Raw genomic sequence first — 22,842 nt, forward strand, 5'->3', positions numbered from 1 at the left:
CCCACAGGGCGTGCAACGCCGGCTCGTCCGCCGGTACGGCGGTGCGGTAACGCATGGCGACGGCCCTCCCTTTCCAACGGTCATACGCACAGGCGGTGTTGTGCTCTCACGGTCCTGCGCTCTCACGGTCCTGCGCTCTTACGGTCCTGCGCTCCTGCATCCGTACGGCACTGCGGCCGTACGGTCATCCGATCCTGCGGGTCATCCGGTCACGGACGGCGGCCGGCACCGTGACCCACGGCCCCCGGGACGAGTGGTACCCGAAGGCCGCGAGCCACCGCCGAGGCCACGAGGCGGCGTCGCGGCAACGCCCCAACCGGCCGCCCCCACCGCCCCGTTCGCTCAGAGCAGGAGATTGCCGGCCGCGGCACTGATCCTCTTGCCGTCCGCCGGCAGCCCCTTCCGGGCGACGCCGTCCTCGGTGCACGCGGTGTGCAGCAGCGACGACGTGTCGGCGAACGCGGCTGCGGCCAGGGCGAGTTGACCCCCGGTGAGCCGCGCGCCGACCGCGGTGTAGCGGTTGTGGCCGTCCGCGACGCGTACGTGCGCGGTGTCCGCGTCGGCCGCGCTGCTGCGCAGGTCCGCCAGGTCCCAGGTGACGGTGGCGCCGGTTCCGGTGGCGCGGGAGAGCAGCGCCTTGGCCGCGTTGGTCCCGGACAGGGCCGCGCCGCCGCCGACGCCGATCCGCTGGTCGCGTACGGCGCTGAGCGCGATGCCGGTGTCGGTGAGGCTGCCGCCGTCCACGGTGACCTCGCACGCCCCGACCGCGAGCGGCGCCGCCTGCGGAGTGCCGACCAGCCGGCAGCCGGTGAAGTGGACGGGGCCGCTGCCGCGCAGCACGTTGCCGTCGAGGCCGGTGAACGTGGTGCGCACGAAGTGCACGGGCGCGGTGACCGGGGTCTGCACGAGCACGGACGCCTTCGGCAGGTCGAAGGTGCAGTCGGTGACGGTGGTCGGCCGGGTGGACCGCGCGGACTGCTGGGCGACGGCGAAGAAGGAGGCGGTGCAGCCGCGCAGTTGGGCGCCGTCGGCATTGATCACCAGGGTGCCGGCCGGGTCGAAGGTCGGCCGGGCGATGACCTTGACGTTCTCCAGCGTCAGGTCGGTGATCTTGGTGTTGGCGGTGAACCAGGAGCAGACGTGGTTGCGTACGGTGATCCGCTTGGCGGAATCGCCCCACTGGGCACCGGAGTTGGCGATGTCCATCAGGCCGGAGTTGCCGTCGAAGAGCAGGTCGTGTTCGTACTGCCCGTGGGTGGTGAACGGGTTGCCGCCCTCGTCGTCGCCGTCGCCGTGGCAGTTGACGACCTGGCAGTAGGCCGACGCCGTAAGGTCGTTGAGGTGCCGGACGTTGCTGGTGGTGCAGTCCGCGACATGGCCGTACAGGCAGTAGATCTGCTGGGTGAGGTAGCCGGCGCCGCCGTACATCACGGTGGGCGGGTTCTTCAGCCCGCACTGGATGGTGCGGTAGCGGGTGCACCAGCGCCGCATGATGACCGGCCAGAACGTGCCGGTGGCCTGGATGCCGGACACATCGCAGTCCACCGCGTACTCGTACGCCACCGGGTGCGATCCGGTGTACTCGTCGTCGACCGCGCCGGTGTCCTGGCCGGCGCCGACGAAGACGAGGTTGTCCACCCGGGCGCCGACCACCGGTTCGACCCGGCGCCAGGTGACCTTGCGGCCGGCTGCCAGCGGCCAGCCGTTGAGGTAGTCGACGCGGATGTGGGTGCCGTCGATGATCTCGGTGATCTCGACCATCTTCTGCAGTTCGCGTTCGTCGCTGCCGCCGCCGGCCACCTCGTCGCTCTGCACCGCCCACCACTGGCCGATCTTGAAGGCGCCGGAGTCGGGCACCGGGAAGGCGTCGGTGAGTTCGATGACCTCCGCGGACAGCGCGTGGCTGACGGTGTCGCCGGTGACGGTGCCCTGGAAGAAGAGGACGGCGCCGAACGGGTTGTCGTGGGTGTTGCGTTCGATGCCGCCGGTGTGGACGGTGTGGCCGCCGAAGTCCAGCGCGATCCGGGAGCGGTGGTAGGTGTGGCGGCGCTGGAGGAGCAGGTCGGTGTGGGCCTCCACGCGGTGCACGGACGGGTCGCCGACCATGGCGTCCAGCGCGTCGTCGGCCGGGGCGGACGCGTCGAAGTGGCCGAAGCCGCGGAAGTCCAGCACGCCGTCGTGCAGCCGGCGCCAACGGCCGTGCGCGGGACGGTCGTTCGGCCGCAGCACGGTGCCGCCGTTGGGCGCTCGGGTGCTGCCGGCGTCCCACCGTACGGTCATGCCGCCGCCGTCGCCGGGCGCGCGGTAGCCGGCGACCACCGCCACCGCCCCGTCCCGCAGCGACTTCGACGGGGTGGCGAGCAGGTCGGCGACGGTCGCGGTGGCGGTCGTGGCCGTGCCGGGCTGACCCGCACCGCCGCCCTTGCCGGCCTCGCCGCCGCCGTTGCCGCCGGGGCCTTTGCCGCTGTCGGCGGGCGCGGCTGCCTGCGCCGGTACGGTGGTCAGCGCGCCGGCCGCGACGGCGGCCGCGCCGAGACCGCCGGAGCGGAGCAGGTGCCTGCGGGTGGTGGTCATGAGGTGGTGCCGTCCTTCCGCTGGGGGCCGAGCGACGTGCGGTACGGGGGCATGAACGCGGTGCGCGGCATCTGGTCGGCCAGTACCCCGCCGTCCACCACGATCCGGGTGCCGGTCAGATAGGCGCCGTCGTCACCGGCGAGCAGCAGCAGCGCGCCCGTGCACTCCTCGGGCCGCGCGTAGCGGCCCAGCGGAATGCGCTGACGGTAGGCCGCCTCGAACGCCTCCCGGTCGAACGGGAATTCGCCGTCGATGGGGGTGTCCACCATGCCGGGGGCGAGGCTGTTGACGGTGATGCCGTGCGGGGCCAGCTCGACCGCGAGGGTCTGGGTGAGCAGGTCCACCGCGGCCTTCGAGGCGTTGTAGTGCGCCAGTCCGGCCTCGGCGACCAGCGCGTTCTTGGAGGTGATGTTGACGATCCGGCCGGGCAGGCCGTCGGCGACCATGTGTTCGGCGATGCGCTGGGTGAGGAAGAACACCGCGTCGAGGTTGACCCGCATCACGCGGTACCAGCTGTCCGGGGTGATCTCGTTGAACCGCTCCAGGGCCGCGGTGCCGGCGTTGTTGACCAGGATGCGGATCGGGCCGGCCTGTTCGCGCACCCGGTCGGCGAAGTCGTGCAGTGCCGCGGTGTCGGACAGGTCCTGCTCGGCGACGAGCGCGCCGCGCCCCGACTCGCCGATGAGCGCGGCGGTTTCGGCGAGCCCTTCGGCGCCGGGCAGGTCGGTGAGGACCAGGTCGGCGCCGGCCTCGGCCAGTGCCACCGCGAAGGCCCGGCCAAGACCCCGGGCGGCGCCGGTGACCAGCGCGGTGCGGCCGGTCAGGTCGAAGCGGGCCGCGGTGGCGTTCCCGGCGGAGGTCACGACTGCCCCAGCCCGAGCAGATCCAGCGACGGGCGGTGGATCAGCGCCTCCACCGCGTCCTGGTCGAGCGGGTCGAGACCGGGGATGCCGGGGATGCGGGCGATCTTCCGCAGCCCGTCCACCGAGTCGTTCACCGTGGTGAACGGGTAGTCGCTGCCGAACAGCAGCTTGTCCCACACGCCGTAGTCCTGCACCAGGCGCAGGCTGTGCCAGAGCTGGAACGGCCGGTAGTGCAGCGCGCTGATGTCCGCGTAGACGTGCCGGTGCTTGCGGATCACCGCGATGCACTCGCCCTCGAAGGGGTGGCTGAGGTGGGCCAGCACCATCCGCAACTCCGGGTGGCGCATGGCCACCCAATCCAGGTGCCGGGGCATCGCGTACTCCAGCGGCGCCTGCGAGACGAAGGTGGTGCCGGTGTGCACCAGCAGCGGCAGGCCGTGCTGCTCGGCGTACGCGTAGAGCGGTTCGTACGCCTCGTCGGCGGGGTCGAACCCGGCGTACATCGGCATCAGTTTGATGCCGCGCAGCCCCAGTTCCCCATGTCCGAAGCGCAGTTCGTCCTGCCAGCCGGGCTGGGTCGGGTCGAGCGAGAGATAGCCGATCAGCCGGTCGGGGTGCTGCGCGACGTAGCCGGCGACGGCCGCGTCGTCGACCCACAGCCCGCTGCGGCGGGCCTTGCCGCCGACCACCACGGTGCGGGTGCCCTCCGGCGCGCTCGCCGCGTAGTCCTCGTACCGCACGGTGAGGTCCACCTCGCCGGCGTGCGCACGGGCGGACTCGGCGCGGAAGGCGTCGTCGAAGTCGTGGCTGTGCCGGAAGAGATGGGAGTGCACGTCGACGATCATGTGCGGTTCCTCTTCTCCCAGCCGTCCGCGAACATGTTCCAGAAGCGGTGCGTGGGCGGGTGCTCGGCGAAGACCTCGTCGACCAGTTCGATGCCGAGCCCGGGTGCGGTCGGCAGCTCGATGTGGCCGTCGGTGATCGGGAGCGCGCCGCGGACCGCCTCGAAGACATACGGTTCGAGCAGCCCGTCGAAGGTCTCCAGGATCTTGAGGTTGGTGATCCCGAGCGTGGCGTGCACCGAAGCGGTGGTGCACAGCGGCGAGTTGGAGTTGTGCGGGGCGACGAGCATGCCGTGCGCGTCGGCCTGCGCGGCGATCTTCCGCAGTTCGGTGAAGCCGCCGGCCATCGACAGGTCGGGCTGCACGATGTCCACCGCGTTGCTCGCGAAGAGCTGCTTGTACTCGTAGCGGTTGTGGAAGTGCTCGCCACCGGAGATCGGGAACGTCGCGATCTGCCGCAACTCCGCGTAGCGCTCGATGTGCGTCCACGGCAGCGGTTCCTCGAACCAGCCGATGTCGTACGGCGCCAGCTCGTGCACCAGCCGCCGGGCGGTGGCCATCGCGAACCGGGCGTGGCCCTCGACGAAGAGGTCCACCTCGGGGCCGACCGCCTCGCGCACCGCGGCGACCAGCGCCAGCGAGCGGCGCAGTTCGGCGCGTTCCAGCTCGTGCAGGCCCGCGCCGAACGGGTCGAACTTCAGCGCCGTGAAGCCCTTGGCGACGGTCTCCTTCGCCTTGGCGGCGAACTCGGCCGGCTCGCGCTCGCCGGTGTACCAGCCGTTGGCGTAGACCCGGACCCGGTCGCGGGTGGCGCCGCCGGTCAGCCGGTAGGCGGGCACGCCCAGCGCCTTGCCCATCAGGTCGTACAGCGCCTGGTCCACGCCGGATACGACGATGCCGCCGATGTCGCCGCCGCGCAGGAAGTCGCCCTGGTACATGCGCAGCCAGAGCTCTTCGACGTCGAACGGGTCGGCGCCCAGCAGGTGCCGGTGGCCCATCGCCTCGGCGAGCCGGCAGGTCTCGTCCACCCGGTAGGGGTGGGTGATCTCGCCGACACCGGTCAGGCCCTGGTCGGTGTGGATCCGGACATAGCCGAAGTCACGCCAGGCGGTGCCCAGTTGGAGGGTCTCGACCTTGCTGATCCGGCCGGCCGGGCCGGCCGGCCGGGTGGTGTTCACGGTCAGCATCAGCGGGCTCCCGTCGCGGTGCCCGCGCCGCCCATGGTGGACACGTGCGCGAGGTCGCTCGGGCCGCCCTCGGCGAGGGTGCGCTTGACGGCCGCTTCGGTCGCCTCCAGCAGGCGGTCCACGTCCGCGTCGGTGTGCGCGTAGGACAGGTGGCTGCGCTTGAGGTTGAGCGGCAGCTCGAAGATGCCGTGCTCGATGAGGCGGCGTCGGTAGCCGATGAACAGTGCGGTGTCGTTGGCGAGCAGGTCGTCGTAGCTGAGCGGGGCCGGGCCCGGCATGAAGTAGCTGACGAAGACCGAGCCGTAGCCGGTCACCACGGCGGGCACGCCGATCCGCTGGTAGAGCGCGGTGAGTTCGGTGCGCACCCGCGTCCCCAGCCGGAAGACGTGCTCGTGCACCGGCTGTTCGCGCAGCTTGCCGATGGTGGCCAGGGCGGCGGCGACCGGCAGCGGGTGGCCGTTGTAGGTGCCGGCGAAGAACACCGGGCCGCCGGGGCGGCTGCTGAACTGCTCCATCAGGTCGGCGCGGCCGCCGAGCGCGCCGATCGGGGCGCCGTTGGCGATGGCCTTGCCGAGGGTGGTCAGGTCCGGGGTGACGCCGGAGATCGCCTGGTAGCCGCCGAGGGCGTGCCGGAAGCCGGTGATCACCTCGTCGAAGACCAGCACGCTGCCGGCCGCGGTGCACTCCTCGCGCAGCGTGCGCAGGAACTCCTCGGTGGGCAGCAGTGCGCCGACGTTGTGCGGGATGGGTTCCACGATGACCGCGGCGATGTCGGTGCCGTGCTCGGCGAACGCCTGGCGTACGGCGGCGACGTCGTTGAAGCGCAACACCAAGGTGGCGTCGAGGACTTCGGGCAGGATGCCGGTGGAGGTCGGGTCGTGCCGGCCGACCCGGTCCGGGGCCGAGATGACGTTGAGGCTGACCGCGTCGTGCCAACCGTGGTAGCAGCCCTGGAACTTCACCACCAGGCGGCGCCCGGTGGCCGCCCGGGCCACCCGCAGCGCGTGGAAGGTCGCCTCGCTGCCGGTGCTGGTCAGCAGCACCTGCTCGATCGACGGGATCAGTTCGGCCAGTTGCTCGGCGAGGACCACCTCGGCCTCGGTGACCGCGACCCCGGTGAGACCGAGCCGGCCCGAGGCGTCCGCGACCGCGGCGGCGACGTCGGGGTCGTTGTGGCCGAGCAGCGGCGGCCCGAACGCGGCGTGGTAGTCGGTGAATTCCCGGCCCTCGCTGTCCCAGAACCGGGACCCCGCGGTACGGGAGATCACCAGATCGGTGAGGCCGGGAATGCTGCGCTGGCCGCTGTTGACACCGCCCGGTATCACCCGGCGGGCCCGCTCGGCGAGCGTCATGTGGTGCTCCTCGCGTCGATGCTGTGGGTGACGGTCCCGGCCCTGCCCGGCCGGGACCGCAGGACGCCATCCGCCCGGCAAGTCGTCGCAGGATTCGTTCGCTGCACTGAAGGAACGATTTTCAAGAACACTGTTCTGAATATCCGAACAGTGGGCTGATCTTAGAACCGGCCTCGCGCCTCGGTCAAGGGGTGCCCGGTGGTAAACTGTTTCGCTATGCAGAACAGTGTTGAGAGCGGGCTCGAAGACGGGCGGGGCCGTGGGCCGGGGGTGGAGCCGAAGTACCTGGTGAAGACCGTGGCGAGAGCCGCGGAGTTGCTGGAGGTGCTCGCCGCCGGCGGACCTGGCGCCGGACTCAGCGTGACCGAGGTCGCCCAGCGCAGCGGCGTCTCGAAGAGCGCCGCCTTCGGCCTGCTACAGACCCTGCGGCACTACGGGTTGGTGGCCGACGAGGGCGAGGGCATGAACCGCCGCTACCGGCTGGGGATGTCGCTGGCCCGGCTCGGCGACCGGGCCCAGGCGCAGGTCTCGCTACGGGACGTGGCCCGCCCGCTGCTGCGCGAGCTGACCGCCGCCACCGGCATGGCCTCCCGGGTCGCGGTACCGCAGGACGGCCAGGCGGTGATCATCGACCAGGTCGACTCCGGCGGCGGCCTGCGGCTGGACCTGCGGATGGGCGCCCGCGAACTGCCGCACTGCACCGGGATCGGCAAGGCGCTGCTGGCCGCGATGCCCGAGCAACAGGCCAGGGAACTCGTCGCCCGCACCGGGCTGCCCCGCCGCACCTCGCGCACCATCACCGACGAGGCGACGCTCTTCGCCCACCTGTCCGACGTCCGCGCCACCGGCTACGCGCTGGACGACGAGGAGGACGCCGACGGGATCTTCTGCATCGGCAGCGTGGTCCGCGACCACCGGGACCGATGTGCCGGCGCGATCAGCATCACCGGCCTCAAGCTCGATCTGCCCGGCTGGCGGTTCCGCGAACTCGGCCTCCAGGTAAGGGACTTCGCCGATCGGATCAGTCAGAGCCTGGGTCATGGCAATGCCGGGGCGACGTCCGACAGCCGCACAACGGCCACCGCGGGGTCTTGACCAATTCACCGGCAGGGGCATAGCGTCTCGCCCCGTCGGACGGTGCCGCGCAAGCACCCTGCCCCTGGTCTGCGCTTTTCCCGCACCGGTCCGCACCGCCATCCGCATATCCGGCAAGCGTCACGGGATTCGTCCTCACCCCCAGGCCCATCGAAGGCTGAGGCACACCGTGAACGTTTCCCCTGGCCCCGTGCCGGGTTCCACCGCCGACCAGAGCCCCGAATCGAGCCCCGAGCCGAGCCGTACCGACACCTCCCGCCGCAAGCTGCTGCGGGCCGGCGGTATCGGCGGGCTGCTGCTCGCGGCCACCACCACGGCAGTCGCCGCCGGTGCCGGCACCGCGTCGGCCGCCGGCCCCGGCTCCGGTGCGGCGAAACCGGCCGGCCACGCGGCCACGCCGCTCACCGCCGACACCGTCGCCCGGCTGCTCGCGCTCGACCCCAAGCCGCTCACGAACGGCACGGTCGCGCTCGTCTCCGGCTACCGCGCGCCCGGCGACGGCGGCGGCCTGGTCGCCCGCTGGGACGCCACCGCGAGCACCGCGCCCAACGGCGGCACCGTGCTCCGCCCGGCCGGCCACACCGGCAAGGGCCGCTGGCGCATGGTCCACGACGGCCTGCTGGACTTCCGCCAGTTCGGCGTCTTCGACGCCTCCACCCCGGCCGACGCCGCGCTGGACGCCATGGTCGACGACCCCGCCGTGTACCGGATCGAGGCGCACACCGACCTCAACTTCACCAAGCGCCACACCTTCACCCGCTCCCGGCTCGAACTCGACTTCGGCGGCAACAAGGTCACCACCACCGGGATCGAGAAGAACGCGTACAACAACCCGTTCGGCGCGGTGCTGTACTTCCTCGGCAAGGTGACCAGCACCACCGTCAAGTCCCAGCTGTCCGCCGCGATGCCCGACCTCGCCGACATCTTCGAGGTGCCGTCGAGCAAGTCCTTCGCCCTCGGCCAGTGGTGGAGCGTGGAGATCGACGCCGCCGCCGGCACCGGGCTGTACGAGAAGGAGGTGCAAAAGCTCGTCCAGGTCACCGAGATCGTGGACGGCACGCACATCCGGGTCAACTACAAGATCGGCTGGGAGCTGGCGGCCGGGCGCACCTTCACCTGGACCCGGGTCGAACCGGTCGAGCGCGTCCACGTACGCAACATGGTCTTCGAGGGCGTGCCGGACGTCGCCGACGACGACACCGAGACCGGCTCGCACCCGCTCGCCTTCGAGTACGCCGTCTCCTGCGACGTCTCCGGCATCGACGCCACCGGCACCTTCTGGCCGGTGATCATCCGCCGCTGGTGTACGTACTTCCGCACCTCCGAGTGCCAGTTGAAGAACCCGGCCTCGGTCACCTACGGCGGCGCCGGCTACCTCACCCAGCAGATCTACTGCCTGTACGGCCACGTCGAGGACTGCCACGTCGCCAACGCCCGGCACCTCAACGACTGGACCGCCTCCGCCTACGGCTACGTCACCAACTGCCACGGCGACGGCGACGACCAGGGCCCCTTCGTCACCCACGGGCAGTTCGAGCACGACCTGACCTACACCGGCAACTCCGGCCTGATGACGTTCGCCAACTCCGGCGCGGCCTGGGGCGGCGCGGCCAAGCGGGTCACCGTCCGCAAGCACGCCTGCTCGTGGTTCGTGGCCAGGACCAACGTCATCGACCTGACGCTGGAGGACATGCTCGTCATCGGCAACGCCCAGCCCAACTCCGGGATGATCTGGGTGAACTCCGACGGCGCCCAGCTGCGCGGCTGCGTCGCCTCCGGCCCGCTGGTGATCTCCCAGTCCTCGAACCGGTCGAAGCGGCCCACCGTGATCGCCGACTCGGCCTTCACCCAGAGCAAGGCGTCCGAGGTCACCGCGGCCACCGTCAGCTCCGACGTGCACCTGCTGCGGGTCACCCTGAAGGACCTGGACGGCGCGCAGTTCAACGGCACCGGCGACCTGGTCCTCGACCACTGCACCTTCACCGGAGCCACGGCGGACGCCGGCCCCAGCACGGTCGCGCACGCCGACACCGCGGTGCACGGCGGCACCTTCAGCAACACCGGCCTGATGCTGAAGTCCGCCAAGGACCAGCGGCTGTGGATCGACGGCGGCGCCCGCTTCGGCGGCGGCAACAGCTCGGCCGCCTTCCTCGCCCGCAGCGGCGCGGACCGCACCGTCAGCTGGCAGCTCGACGGCATCGACTCCCGCGCCGCGGACGGGAGGACCGCACACCTGCTGATCACCGACGGCGTCAACCACTACCGCGCCGGCGGCTCGGCCTTCGCCGGCGGCCGCCTCGAACTCGACCCGGCCGCCTTCACCGGGAACAGCCACCTGCTGCACACCGGCTGCACCGAGGACGGCGTGACCCGCACCAAGATGCCCGCCGAGGGCGACCGGGTGCGGCACACCGCGGGGAACCTGCTGATCTGAGAACGCCGGCCGGGCCCGTCACGAGCCCGGCCGGCCCGGCCCACGCCGCCCCGCTCGCCAACCCGGCTGCCGCGCAACGCCGTTGACCAACCCGGCGTCCGCGCAACGCTGTTGACCAACACGGGCACCGGGCAAGCCACTTGTGCTCCGCGGCGCCTTCCCGCCGAACTGCCCGCCGACCCTTCGCGCCCACCGTGAGAGAGAGACCATGTCCACCGACCAGAGCAGCAACGGCGGCACCCCGATCGAGGGGCGCCCGGTGCGGATCGCCCTCGTGGGCGCCGGCAACCGCGGGCTGACCTACGCCGCATGGATTCGCGACCACCCCGAGCGCGCCCGGATCGTCGCCGTCGCCGACCCGCGACCGGAGGCACGCGCCCTCGTACCGTCGGCGACCGGGTACGGCGACTGGCGGGAACTGCTCGCCGCGACCGAGGCGAACGGCGGTCCGCCGGCCGACGGCGTGATCGTGGCCACCCAGGACCGCGCGCACGCCGAACCGGTGCTCGCCCTCGCGCGGGCCGGGTACGCCATCCTGACCGAGAAGCCGCTGGCCCCCACCGAGGCCGAGTGCCGCGCCATCGTCGAGGGCGTCGAGGCGGCCGGCGTGCCCTTCGCGGTCTGCCACGTGATGCGCTACACCCCGTACACCGACCTGGTGAAGAGCGTGGTGGACAGCGGTGTCCTCGGCACCATCACCGGACTCGACCACCTGGAACCGGTCGGCTGGTGGCACTACGCGCACAGCTACGTCCGCGGCCCGTGGCGCCGCGAGGACCACTCCTCGCCGATGATCCTCGCCAAGTCCAGCCACGACCTGGACTGGATCGCGTATGTCACCGGCCGCCGGATCGAGACGGTGGCGAGCTTCGGCTCGCTCGCCCACTTCCGCCCGGAGAACGCCCCGGCGGGCGCCGCCGCCAACTGCCTGGACTGCCCGGTCGAGCCGAACTGCCCTTACTCCGCGCCCAAGTTGTACTACCCGGCGCTGCGCACCACCGGCGGCGCATGGCCGATCGACCACGTGACCGCGCACGCCGCCGGCCCGCAGGACGAGGAGGTCCTCACCGAGGCGCTGCGCACCGGCCCGTACGGACGGTGCGTGTACCGCGCGGACAACGACGTGGTCGACAACCAGGTGGTCGCCATGCAGCTGTCCGGCGGCGCCACCGCGGTCTTCACCATGACCGCCTTCACCGAGCAGACCCACCGCCAGACCCGGATCTTCGGCAGCCACGGTTGGCTGCGCGGCGACGGCGAGCGGGTCACCGTGCACGACTTCCGCGACGACACCACCCAGGTGCTCGACGTCGGTGCGAGCGGCTCCAACGCCGCGGACGGCCACGGCGGCGGCGACCGGGTCCTGATCGAGTCCTTCGTCACCGCGCTCGCCACCGGCGACCGCTCCCACATCCGCTCCGGCCCGGTCGAGTCCCTCGGCAGCCACCTGGCGGCCTTCGCCGCCGAACGGTCCCGGCACCACGGCACGGTCGAGACCGTTCCGCTGCGCTGACCGGCCGCACGACACACGCCGCAACCGCCCGCACGCCGCAACCGCCCGCACGCCGCAACCGCCCCGCCCGCACCCGCGAGCTTCGCCCGCACGGCACCGCAGCCCCACCCGCGCCCGTACGACCACCCACCGTCACGCTCCACGCTCCGGAAAGCGAGAACCACCGTGAGACGCCGTAACACCGCCGCCCTCGCCGTTGCCGCCGCCCTTGCCGCCACCGCCGTGGCCGGCTGCGGATCCAGCACCGGTTCCGGGTCCAGCTCGAAGAAGACGATCAACACCTGGGTGTACCCGGTGATCAACGACCCGAAGGCCAACGCCGCCTACTGGGACGGCCTGGTCAAGGGGTTCGAGAAGGAGAACCCCGGTGTGACCGTGAAGGTCTCCACCTACCCGTGGGCCAACCGGGACACCGCGCTGGCCACCGCGCTCGCCGCAGGCAAGGGCCCCGACGTGGCGTACCTGATCCCCGACCAGCTCTCCGCCTACCAGCGCAACCTGATCCCGGCCGCCAAGTGGATGCCGGCCGCGGACAAGGCGGCCTACCGCCCGGCCGCGCTGAAGGCGGTCACCGTGGACGGCCAACCGCTCGCCGCCCCCGTGCTGATGTCCAGCTACCCGCTGCTGTGCGACAAGAAGGTCTTCGACGCGATCGGCGAGACCTCCTACCCGACCACCTGGGACCAGCTCGCCGCGCTCGCGCCCAAGTTGAAGGCCAAGGGCTTCTACGCGACCAGCTACAGCGGCGACACCACCGCCACCCTCAACATGACCTTCTACCCGCTGCTGTGGCAGGCCGGCGGTGACGTGTTCTCCGCCGACGGCAAGAAGGCCACCTTCAACAGCGCGGCCGGCGTCAAGGCGCTCACCTGGCTCAAGACCTTCGTGGACAACGGCTGGACGCCCAAGGACCTGGTCACCACCACCCCGCAGATCGAGCAGACCGACCTCGCCAAGAACAAGGTCGCCTGTACCTGGCAGAACACCGCGGCCGAGGTCGAGCCGTTCTGGGGCAAGGAGAACATCAAGGTCGGCCCGGCGCTGAGCAGCACCAAGTCGGTGGCGTACGGCACCGTCGGCACCCTCGCGGTCTTCAAGGGTGCCAACCAGAAGCTCTCCGGCAAGTGGATCTCGTACGTGTCGCAGCCGAAGAACACCGCGGGCCTGCAGAAGCCGGGCGGGTACTTCTCGCCGCGCACCGACGCGGCGGCGCTCTACCCCGGCGACCAGCTCCAGGAAGCCACCGAGAAGGTGCTGAGCAGCACCGACGTCGGCCCGCTCAACAAGTCCGCGCGCGACGTGATGGGCCTGCTCGCCCCGCAGATCCAGGCCGCGTTGCTCGGCAAGACCACCCCGCAGAAGGCGCTCGACGACGCGGCCAAGGCCGCCGACCAGCTGATCGCCCGCAAGCGCTGATCATCCGTTCTACCCGCTGATCGCCCGTACCCGCTGATCATCCGTACGCCCTGATCGCCGGTACGCCCTGATCGTCCGCCCCACCAGCCGGCGAGGTCCGGCAGCACCCGTCGCTCCCGAAGGAGGTCCCGTGGCCGCAGTCGCGGAACGTACCACCCGCCCGCAGAAGAACCGACGCGGACCGCACGCGCGCCGGGAGGCCCGGATCGGGCTGCTGTTCGTGCTGCCCTGCTTCCTGCTCTTCCTGGTCTTCCGGTTCGGGCCGGGCATCGCCGGGCTGGTGCTCGGCTTCACCGACTACACCATCGGCGACACCACCCACTTCACCGGACTGCAGAACTTCCAGCGGATGATGCACGACCCGCTGTTCTGGTCCTCGCTGCGGGTCACCGTCGTCTACAGCGTGCTGGCGGTGCCGTTCACCATCCTCGCCTCGCTGGGGCTGGCGCTGCTCACCCGGCGGGCGTTCCGCGGCTCCCGGCTCTTCCGGTCGATCTTCTTCCTGCCGGTGGTCACCAGCCTGATCCTGGCGTCCACCGTCTTCATCTGGATCTTCTCCACCAAGGGCCCCTGGTCCGACATCATGGGCTGGATCGGCCTGCCGGACCAGTCCTGGCTCACCGACTCGGCCCTGGTGCTGCCGGCGATCGCCCTGGTCGGCATCTGGTCGCGCTGCGGCTACGGCATGCTCATCCTGCTCGCCCGACTCCAGGACGTGCCAAGGGAGTTGGAGGAGGCCGCGCTGATGGACGGCGCGGGGCCCTTCCAGCGGTTCCGCTACATCGTGGCCCCGCAACTGAAGCCGGCCTTCTTCTTCCTGGCGGTCATCGAGACCACCAACAGCTTCCAGATCTTCGACGCCATCTACGTGATGACCGGCGGCGGCCCGGCCAACGCCAGCTACAGCCTCGTGTACCAGCTCTACGACGCCGGCTTCAAATACAGCGACCTCGGCTACGCCAGCGCGATCGGCTGCGTGCTGTTCGTGATGACCGTGGTCGTGGCGCTCGTGCAGCGACTGGTGCTCGGAAAGGAGAAGTGACCATGGCGAACAAGGCCGCCGGGGCCGCCGAGGCGGGCGCGGGCCCCAACCCGGATCTCAACTCGGGCCCCAACTCGGATCTCAGCTCCGGTCCCGACTCCGGCCCCAACTCCGGCCCCAACGGTTCCGCTTCCGCCTCCGCCGGCACCGACCACCGGGCCGCCGGCGGCTGGTGGCCGCGCCGCTCGGCCCGCTCCCGCGAGCCCCGCGAACGCGACACCGTACCCGGGGCGTTGAAGCCGAGCCCCGCCGGGCGGATCGTGCGCGGCGTGCTGCTCGCGGTGGCGTCCGTGGTGACGGTCTTCCCGTTCTACGCGATGCTCGTGCTGTCGCTGAAGCCCGGCGCCGCGGTCTCGCTCCCGGGCAGCCTCCTGCCCTGGCACCTCAGCGGGTCCTCCTACAGCGCCGTGCTCGACGCGCAGGACGTGCCGCGCTGGCTGCTCAACACCCTGATCTACTCGCTGGTGTCGGTGGTCGGCGTGCTGGTGCTGGCCGCGCTGGCCGGATACGCCTTCGCGAAGAAGCGGTTCCGCGGCAGGGAGGCCATGTTCTGGTCCTTCCTGTCCATGGTCATGGTCCCGTACCACGTCACCATGATCCCGACCTTCATCATGATGGCGAAACTCGGCGGCGTGGACACCTACTGGGGCCTGATCATCCCGACCCTCGCCAACGCCCAGGCGGTGTTCCTGATGCGGCAGTTCATCAAGGACCTCCCGGACGAGATGTTCGAGGCGGCCCGGCTGGACGGCTGCAGCGAACTGCGGATCTTCGTCAGCATCGTGCTGCCGCTGCTCAAGCCGATCCTCGCCACCCTCGGCACCTTCGTCTTCCTGTGGCACTGGAACGACTTCCTCTGGCCGCTGATCATGGGCCAGAGCAGCGACATGCGCACCCTCACCGTCGGCATCGCGTCGCTGCAACAGCAGCAGGTGCCCCTCAGCCAGGTGCTCGCCGGATCGGTGATCGCCTTCGTCCCCATCTTCGCCGCCTACATGGCGGGCCAGCGCTACTTCACCGAAGGCGTCACCGGTTCGGCCGTCAAAGGATGACCACGCACATGCCCCACAACTCCACGTCCACGCCCACGTCCACGCCTGCGGCGCAACTCGCGTCCATACGCCCCGGCCTGGCCGACTTCCCCGCCGGCGAGCAGCAGCTCGAAGACCTCCTCGCCACCCCTTCGCCCGCCCTGGTGGCCGACGTCGCCCGTCTCGACGGCGACCTGGTCGTGCTCGGCGCGGGCGGCAAGATGGGCCCCAGCCTGTGCCGGCTCGCCCGCCGGGCGCTGGACGCGGCCGGCCGCGGTGACCTCGCCGTACACGCCGTCTCCCGCTGGTCGGACCGGGCGGCGGCCGACGCGCTCGCCGCCGAGGGCGTCCACCCGGTCGCCTTCGACCTGCTCGACGGCGACCCGGCCGGGCTGCCCGACGCGGGCAACGCGGTCTTCATGGTCGGCGCCAAGTTCGGCTCCGCGGGCAACCCCGCCCACGCCTGGGCGGTCAACGCGGCGCTGCCGGACCGGATCGCCCGCCGTTACCGCGACGCGCGGATCTCCGCCTTCTCCACCGGCAACGTCTACCCGCTGGTCGACACCGCCTCGGCCGGCTCCACCGAGACCGACCCGGTCGGCCCGGTCGGCGAGTACGCCATGTCCTGCCTCGGTCGCGAACGTGTCTTCGGCTACCACGCGGCCGAGCACGGCACCCGCGTCGCGCTGCTCCGGCTCAACTACGCGATCGACCTGCGCTACGGGGTGCTCGCCGACATCGCCTCGACCGTGCACGCCGGCGAGCCGGTGGACGTCACCACCGGCCACGCCAACGTGGTCTGGCAGGGGTACGCCAACGAAGTCGCCCTGCGCGCGCTGCTGCACGCCGACGCGGAGGCGTTCACCGTCAACCTCACCGGACCGGAGACCGCCTCGGTACGGCGGTTGGCCCACCTGTTCGCCGAGGAGTTCGGCCGGACCGGCGCCGGGACGTCCGCCGAAACAGCCCTGGACCAGGCATCCTTGACGACGGGTCAGGAGTCCGGCACGGCGCTGCTGTCAGATGCGAGCCGCTGCCACGCGCTGTTCGGCTATCCGCCGGTGCCGTTGCGCACGCTTGTCGGCTGGCAGGCCGAGTGGATTCGGCGCGGGCTGCCGCTGTCGGGCCGGCCCACCAAGTTCCACGTCCGCGACGGAAGGTTCTGACCCACCGTGTCCTCCCGCAACCACGAGAGCGCCACCGCTCCCGCCGGCCTCTCCCACGACGGCGCCGACGGCTCCGGTCGCTCCACCGGTCCCGACGGCGCCCCCGGCGCGGCGAGCGCGCTCGACCTGCTCGCCGCCGGGACCGTCATACCGGCCCACCCGCTCGCCCTGGACGCCGAACGGCGCCTGGACGAGCGGCGCCAGCGCGCCCTGACCCGCTACTACCTGGCCGCGGGCGCCGGCGGGATCGCCGTCGGCGTGCACACCACCCAGTTCGAGATCAGGGACGCCGCCGTCGGCCTGTTCCGCCCGGTGCTCGAACTCGCCGCCGAGACCGCCGACAAGGAGGCCGGCCGGCCGGTGGTCAAGGTCGCCGGCGCCTGCGGCTACACCGCGCAGGCCGTCGCCGAGGCCGAACTCGCCGCCGAACTCGGTTACGACGCGGTGCTGTTGAGCCCCGCGGTGCCCGGCGCCGACGAGACCGGACTGCTGGACCGGGCCCGCGCCGTGGGCGAGGTGCTGCCCGTCGTCGGCTTCTACCTCCAAGAGGCCGTCGGCGGACGCTACTTGTCGGCCGACTACTGGCGGGCGTTCGCCGACATCCCGTCCGTGGTGGCGATCAAGGCCGCGCCCTTCGACCGGTACCGGACCGCCGAGGTGATCGCCGCCGTCGCCGCGAGCGACCGCGCCCAGGAAGTCGCCCTCTACACCGGCAACGACGACGCGATCCTCACCGACCTGCTCACCCCCTACCGCACCTCCGGCGGCGACCTGCGCTGGTTCGCCGGCGGGCTGCTCGGCCAGTGGGCCGTATGGACGTCGAGCGCGGTCCAGATGCTGGCGCAGGTGCGCGCGGCGCGGGCCGGCGACCAGCAGCTGATGACCGATCTGCTGCGCAGGGCGCCGCAGTTGAGCGAGGCCAACGCGGCGGTCTTCGACGTGCGGAACGCCTTCCGCGGCTGCATCCCCGGGGTGCACGAAGTGCTGCGCCGGCAGGGCCTGCTGGCCGGCACCTGGTGCCTGGACCCCGCCGAACGGCTCTCGCCCCGGCAGGCCGAGGAGATCGCCCGGGTCGCGGCGGCCTACCCCTGGGTGACCGACGACGACTTCGTGGCGGAGCACCGTGATGACTGGCTCCGCTGACGTCGGACGGCCGGACGCGCCGCAGCGGCCGCAGCAGTCGGAACGGACCGGGCGGCGGCCCGTCGCCGTGGTCGCGATGGCGCCCGCGCTGCGCGAGCAGTTGTTCACCGCGGACGCCTGGCAGCGGCTGGCCCATCTGACCGACCCGATCCTGCTCGACCGGCCCGGCGACCGGTCCGCGCTGGCGGCCGCACTGGCCGACGCCGACCTCCTCGTCACCGGCTGGGGCACCGCCCAACTCGACGCCGAACTCCTCGCGCACGCACCGCGGTTGGGGCTGCTGGCACACACCGGCGGCGCGGTCAGCCCGTACGCGACCCAGGCTGTCTTCGACCGGGGGGTACGCGTCACCCAGGCCGGCGCCGCGATGGCCCGCCCGGTCGCCGAGGTGGCGCTGGCCTTCACCCTCGCGCTGCTGCACCGCATCCACCGCTTCGACCACGCGCTGCGCGGCGGAGCCCCCTGGGCGCAGGCCGAGGCGGCGCCCGAACGCCACCAGATCCTCGGCTGCCCGATCGGCGTGATCGGTGCCTCCCGCACCGGACGCGCGTACATCGAGCTGGTCCGGGCGCTCGGCGCCGAGGTCACCGTGACCGACCCCTACCTCGGCCCCGCGGACGCCGACGCGCTCGGCGTCCGGGTGGCCGGACTCGACGAGGTGCTGGCCACCAGCCGGATCACCGCGGTGCACGCACCCGCTCTCGCCGAGACCCGGCACCTGCTGGGGCGGCGGGAGCTGGCACTGCTCCCCGACGGTGCCGGACTGGTCAACACCGCCCGGTCGTGGCTGGTGGACGAGGCCGCGCTGCTGGACGAGCTGCGCACCGGCCGGATCGACGCCGCACTCGACGTCTACGACGCCGAACCGCTGCCCGCCGAGCACCCGTTGCGCACCCTGCCCAACGTCATCCTGACGCCCCATCAGGCAGCCGCCACGGTCGAGGGCCGGCACGCGCTGGGCGACAGCACCGTCGCGGAGATCGAACGCCATCTGAGCGGGCGGGAGTTGCTGCACCAGGTGGGGCGCGACGCCCTGGAACGCGTCGAGTAGCCTCGCGGGCCGGGCCGGGCCGGGCCGGACCGGTCGGCCCGGCACCCGCGCCATCTCGCCGCGGCCTGAACCTTCTTGACCCGCACCCGAACCGTGTTCACGATTCACGAAGAGAGAGCAGCTATGCGCCTGATGCGCCTGGGGCCGCCCGATGGCGAACGCCCCGTCCTCGGCACCGCCGACGGCAGGACGTACGACCTGTCCGGTCTCACCGCCGACATCGACCCCGCCTTCCTTGCCGCGGACGGCATCTCGCGGGCCCGCGAGGCGCTGGCCGCCGGCCGGCTGCCCGAACTGCCGGCGGCCGAGATCGCGGGGCAGCGCACCGGCGCACCCGTGGCCCGGCCCGGCGCGGTGCTGTGCATCGGCCAGAACTACGCGGCCCACGCCCGTGAGTCGGGGGCCGAACCGCCCACCGAGCCGATCCTGTTCCACAAGAGCCCCAACACGGTGGTCGGCCCGCAGGACACCGTGCTGATCCCGCGCGGCGCGAAGAAGACCGACTGGGAGGTGGAGCTGACCGCGGTGATCGGCCGCCGCGCCCGCTACCTCACCGAGGACGACGACCCGCTGGCGTACGTCGCCGGCTACGCGGTCGGCAACGACGTCTCGGAGCGGGCCTTCCAACTGGAGACCCCCGGCGGCCAGTGGTCCAAGGGCAAGAGCTGCGAGACGTTCAACCCGCTCGGCCCGTGGCTGCTGACCGCCGACGAGGTGCCCGACCCGCAGGCGCTGCGGCTGCGCTCCTGGGTCAACGGCGAGCCCCGGCAGGACTCTTCGACCGCCGACATGATCTTCGGCGTCGCGGAGATCATCCGCCATCTGTCCCAGTACCTCGTCCTTGAACCCGGGGACCTGGTCAACACCGGTACGCCCGAGGGTGTCGCGCTCTCCGGCCGCTTCCCCTACCTGTCCGCGGGCGACGTGATGGAGATGGAGATCGACGGCCTCGGCCGGCACCGCTCGCTGTGCGCCGATGCGTGAGGGCGCGCAGCCGGCCGGGTGTGCGCCGCTGTCCGGCGCCGCCGTGCGGTCCGCGGCCGGGGCCGCCCGGTGACGGCGTGCTGACGTTCGACGCCCGGCCGGTGCTGACCGGCGGCTTCCGGCTGGCCGAGGGCCCGGTCTGGGACGCGCCTCGCGAACGGCTGCTCTGGGTCGATATCGAGGCCGGCCAGGTCCATGAGGGGCGGCTGCGGCCCGGCGGGGTGGAGGTCGTACGGCGGCACCGGTTCCCGGGCACGGTCGGCGCGGTGGCCTGCGCCGCCGACGGCCGCCTGCTCGTCGCCGGCCGGTACGGCCTCACCGTCCTGCTCCCGAACGGGACCCGCCGGGCCGGCGCCCGCGTGCTGCCGTACGGGACGCCGGGGCGGCTGAACGACGGCGGCTGCGACCCGGCGGGACGGTTCCTGGTCGGGAGCACCGCACTCGACGGTCGCCGCGGCGAGGACATCCTGGTCCGGCTGGCCGGCGACGGTCGGCCGGCCGCCCTCGACACCGATCTGACCTGCTCCAACGGGCTGGCCTGGTCGCCCGACGGCCGGCTGATGTACAGCGTGGACACCGTCCCCGGCCTGGTCCGGGTGCGCGGATACGATCCGGCGGACGGCCGGACCGGCGAGCGCCGCGACTTCCTCGCGGTCGACGGCGGCCTGCCGGACGGCCTGTGCGTGGACCGCGACGGCAACGTGTGGCTGGCGGTGTGGGGCGCGGGCGAGGTGCGCTGCTACTCGCCGGCCGCACGGCTGCTGGCCACCGTGCGCGTCCCCGCCTCGTGCGCCTCCAGCGTGGCCTTCGCCGGGCCCGACCTCGCCACCTTGCTGATCACCGCGGGCGGCCCCGACGGCGGCCTGTTCACCGCGTACCCGGGCGCGCGCGGCGCGGCCCTCCCGGCGTGGAACGGCGTCAGCCGCTGAGCCGGAACGGTACGCGCGGACCGCTGCCGCCGGCCAGGGCGACAAGCCGACCTGGCCGGCGGCGCGGGACCGCGGGGGCGCTGGGCTACCGGCGTCAGAAGGTGGTCGCCGGGTTCAGTTGGGAGGAGCTGATCCCGGCGCCGGGCACGGCGCTGCGGGATGCCACCGGCCGGCACGCGCGCGGGGCAGCGTACGCTTCGTGCAGCGCGCCCAGAACAGGGCGCGGCAGCCGCGGACCAGCGGCTTTTCGACCATTCACACCTGGAAAGCCCGCAGATGAGCACGGAGCAGCGCCACCTCCTCGTCATCGGCATCGGAGCCGGCGACCCCGACCACCTGACGCTCGGGGCGGTGCGGGCCATCCGCCGCGCCGACGTCTTCTTCCTCATCGGCAAGGGCCCGCAGAAGTCGTCGTTGACGGACTTCCGGCGCAGCGTGATCGACGAGCACACGGACGCGCCGTACCGCGTCGTCGAGATGGACGACCCACCGCGCGACCGGTCGGCGGCGGGCCGCGGGGCGTACACGGCCGCGGTCCACGACTGGCGGACCCGGCGCGCCGACGCCTGCGAACGCCTGATCCGGGACGAGTTGGCGCCCGGTCAGGCCGGCGCGTTCCTGGTGTGGGGCGACCCGGCGCTGTACGACGGCACGCTGAGCATGCTGGACGAGATCGCGGCACGCGGCACGGTCGGCTTCGACGTCGAGGTGGTGCCCGGGATCAGCAGCGTCTCCGCGCTGGCGGCCCGGCACCGGACCAGCCTGAACCAGGTCGGCCGGCCCGTGCACATCACGCCCGCGCGCAGGCTGGCCGAGGTCTTCCCGAACGGCGACGGTGACGCGGACGGCGACGGCGATGTCGTCGTGATGCTCGACGCCCACGAGTCGTTCACCCAGGTCGAGGGCGACGACGTGTGGATCTACTGGGGCGCCTACATCGGCACGCCCGACGAGATCCTCCTCTCCGGCCGGCTCGCCGACGTCGCAGACCGTATCCGGCAGGTCCGCGCGCAGGCCCGCGCCCGGCACGGCTGGATCATGGACACCTACCTGCTGCGCCGCACGGGCAGCGCCGAGGACGCCCGCGACTGACCCACCGGCGGCGGGCCGGTGCGGGAGCCCCGAGCACGCCCGCCCGGCTGCTGCCGCGATGCCGGTATCAGCACGTGGACGATCCGCCGGACGTCGCGTCCAGGCCGTTAACCTGCGGGTATGGCTTTCGGGGCGCCCAGCACGCGGGCGGAACACGCACCGTCCATCCGCGACCTGCTCGCCGCGGGCGGCCGTTCCTACTCGTTCGAGTTCATGCCCCCGCGCAGCGCGGCGGCGGAAGCCGGACTGTGGACGGCGATCCGGCGGCTGGAGGCGCTGTCGCCGACCTTCGTCTCGGTGACCTACGGCGCGGGCGGCTCGACCCGCGGTCGTACCGTCAACATCACCGGGCGGATCGCGCAGGAGACCACGCTCACCCCGGTCGCCCACCTCACCGCCGTCGACCACAGCGTCGCCGAACTGCGCCACGTCCTCGGCCAGTACGCCGACCAGGGCGTCCGCAACGTGCTGGCGCTGCGCGGCGATCCGCCCGGCGCCCCGCTCGGCCCGTGGGTGAAGCACCCGCAGGGCGTCGAGTACGCGGCCGAACTGGTGCGGCTGGTCAAGGAGTCCGGCAACTTCTGCGTCGGCGTCGCGGCCTTTCCCGAGATGCACCCGCGCTCGCCCGACTGGGACAGCGACGTCCGCCACTTCGTCGACAAGTGCCGGGCCGGGGCCGACTACGCGATCACCCAGATGTTCTTCGACGTGGACGCCTACCTGCGCCTGCGCGACCGGGTGGCCGGCGCCGGCTGCGTGACGCCGATCATCCCGGAGATCATGCCGGTCACCACGGTCCGCTCGCTGCGCCGTATCCCGAGCCTGAGCACTGCCGCCTTCCCGGACCGGCTGGCCGAGCGGATGCTCGCGGCCGAGGACGACCCGAAGACCGTCCGGGCGCTCGGGATCGAGCACGCGACCGAGATGTGCCGCCGGCTGATCGCCGAGGACGCCCCGGGCCTGCACTTCATGACGATGAACTTCTCCAAGGCGACCACGGAGATCTACCAGAACCTCGACCTGCGCCCGCAGCCGCCGCGCCCGTAGCGCCGGTGCCCGTAGCCGCTGAACACCCGTAGCGCCTGCGCCCGTAGGACCTGTGCCCGTAGCGCCAGCGCCCGTAAGACC

Annotated in this window: 18 protein-coding genes; 13 read left to right on the forward strand and 5 right to left on the reverse strand. The window is 72.3% G+C overall.

The annotated features are described in order from the left end of the window. Positions 1 to 342: 342 nt before the first annotated feature. The 5 genes from AC13HU_RS06160 to AC13HU_RS06180 are packed head-to-tail and all read right to left on the reverse strand — an operon-like array spanning position 343 to position 6,818. Entirely contained in the window at positions 343 to 2,574 is a 2,232-nt protein-coding gene (locus AC13HU_RS06160) for a peptidase C14 (RefSeq protein WP_483040716.1), read from the reverse strand. Then, entirely contained in the window at positions 2,571 to 3,437 is an 867-nt protein-coding gene (locus tag AC13HU_RS06165) for an SDR family NAD(P)-dependent oxidoreductase (protein WP_483040717.1), read from the reverse strand. Before AC13HU_RS06165 ends, AC13HU_RS06160 begins: the two co-directional genes overlap by 4 nt. Further along, on the reverse strand, positions 3,434 to 4,282 hold the full coding sequence (locus AC13HU_RS06170) for an amidohydrolase family protein (protein ID WP_483040718.1): 849 nt from the start codon (positions 4,280 to 4,282) through the stop codon (positions 3,434 to 3,436). Before AC13HU_RS06170 ends, AC13HU_RS06165 begins: the two co-directional genes overlap by 4 nt. Further along, positions 4,279 to 5,466, reverse strand: coding sequence for a mandelate racemase/muconate lactonizing enzyme family protein (locus tag AC13HU_RS06175; RefSeq protein WP_483040719.1), 1,188 nt, complete (start codon positions 5,464 to 5,466; stop codon positions 4,279 to 4,281). The genes AC13HU_RS06170 and AC13HU_RS06175 overlap by 4 nt, the downstream gene beginning before the upstream one ends. Continuing rightward, complete coding sequence (locus AC13HU_RS06180) at positions 5,466 to 6,818, reverse strand: aspartate aminotransferase family protein (RefSeq protein ID WP_483040720.1); 1,353 nt, start codon at positions 6,816 to 6,818, stop codon at positions 5,466 to 5,468. Before AC13HU_RS06180 ends, AC13HU_RS06175 begins: the two co-directional genes overlap by 1 nt. Before the next feature lie 216 nt (positions 6,819 to 7,034). Between AC13HU_RS06180 and AC13HU_RS06185 the strand changes: the two genes are divergently transcribed. The 13 genes from AC13HU_RS06185 to metF all read left to right on the forward strand — a co-directional run bounded on the left by AC13HU_RS06185 (position 7,035) and on the right by metF (position 22,761). Beyond that, positions 7,035 to 7,913: an IclR family transcriptional regulator gene (locus AC13HU_RS06185; protein ID WP_483040721.1), complete on the forward strand. Its 879-nt coding sequence runs from the start codon at positions 7,035 to 7,037 to the stop codon at positions 7,911 to 7,913. Positions 7,914 to 8,532: 619 nt separating this feature from the next. After that, complete coding sequence (locus AC13HU_RS06190) at positions 8,533 to 10,347, forward strand: peptidase C14 (protein ID WP_483040732.1); 1,815 nt, start codon at positions 8,533 to 8,535, stop codon at positions 10,345 to 10,347. 208 nt (positions 10,348 to 10,555) lie between these two features. Next, on the forward strand, positions 10,556 to 11,860 hold the full coding sequence (locus AC13HU_RS06195) for a Gfo/Idh/MocA family protein (RefSeq protein ID WP_483040722.1): 1,305 nt from the start codon (positions 10,556 to 10,558) through the stop codon (positions 11,858 to 11,860). Positions 11,861 to 12,025: 165 nt separating this feature from the next. Then, entirely contained in the window at positions 12,026 to 13,276 is a 1,251-nt protein-coding gene (locus AC13HU_RS06200; protein WP_483040723.1) for an extracellular solute-binding protein, read from the forward strand. 130 nt (positions 13,277 to 13,406) lie between these two features. Beyond that, positions 13,407 to 14,318: a carbohydrate ABC transporter permease gene (locus tag AC13HU_RS06205; protein WP_483040724.1), complete on the forward strand. Its 912-nt coding sequence runs from the start codon at positions 13,407 to 13,409 to the stop codon at positions 14,316 to 14,318. Positions 14,319 to 14,320: 2 nt separating this feature from the next. After that, positions 14,321 to 15,370, forward strand: a complete 1,050-nt coding sequence (locus AC13HU_RS06210; protein ID WP_483040725.1) for a carbohydrate ABC transporter permease — start codon at positions 14,321 to 14,323, stop codon at positions 15,368 to 15,370. 8 nt (positions 15,371 to 15,378) lie between these two features. Further along, positions 15,379 to 16,515 carry an NAD-dependent epimerase/dehydratase family protein gene (locus AC13HU_RS06215; protein WP_483040726.1) on the forward strand — a complete coding sequence of 379 codons (1,137 nt, stop codon included), beginning with the start codon at positions 15,379 to 15,381 and terminating at the stop codon, positions 16,513 to 16,515. Between the two features lie 126 nt (positions 16,516 to 16,641). Then, complete coding sequence (locus tag AC13HU_RS06220) at positions 16,642 to 17,658, forward strand: dihydrodipicolinate synthase family protein (protein ID WP_483040733.1); 1,017 nt, start codon at positions 16,642 to 16,644, stop codon at positions 17,656 to 17,658. Further along, a complete protein-coding gene (locus AC13HU_RS06225; RefSeq protein WP_483040727.1) occupies positions 17,642 to 18,709 on the forward strand; it encodes a hydroxyacid dehydrogenase in 1,068 nt (355 codons plus the stop codon). The genes AC13HU_RS06220 and AC13HU_RS06225 overlap by 17 nt, the downstream gene beginning before the upstream one ends. A gap of 123 nt (positions 18,710 to 18,832) precedes the next feature. Beyond that, on the forward strand, positions 18,833 to 19,693 hold the full coding sequence (locus AC13HU_RS06230; RefSeq protein ID WP_483040728.1) for a fumarylacetoacetate hydrolase family protein: 861 nt from the start codon (positions 18,833 to 18,835) through the stop codon (positions 19,691 to 19,693). 77 nt (positions 19,694 to 19,770) lie between these two features. Next, positions 19,771 to 20,622 (forward strand): SMP-30/gluconolactonase/LRE family protein, encoded by an 852-nt coding sequence (locus AC13HU_RS06235; RefSeq protein WP_483040729.1) that lies wholly within the window; start codon positions 19,771 to 19,773, stop codon positions 20,620 to 20,622. Positions 20,623 to 20,898: 276 nt separating this feature from the next. After that, positions 20,899 to 21,714: a precorrin-6A synthase (deacetylating) gene (gene cobF, locus AC13HU_RS06240; protein WP_483040730.1), complete on the forward strand. Its 816-nt coding sequence runs from the start codon at positions 20,899 to 20,901 to the stop codon at positions 21,712 to 21,714. Between the two features lie 120 nt (positions 21,715 to 21,834). Beyond that, positions 21,835 to 22,761: a methylenetetrahydrofolate reductase [NAD(P)H] gene (metF, locus tag AC13HU_RS06245; RefSeq protein WP_483040731.1), complete on the forward strand. Its 927-nt coding sequence runs from the start codon at positions 21,835 to 21,837 to the stop codon at positions 22,759 to 22,761. The last annotated feature ends 81 nt before the right edge of the window (positions 22,762 to 22,842 follow it).

This window comes from Streptomyces sp. NH27 (assembly GCF_056859195.1).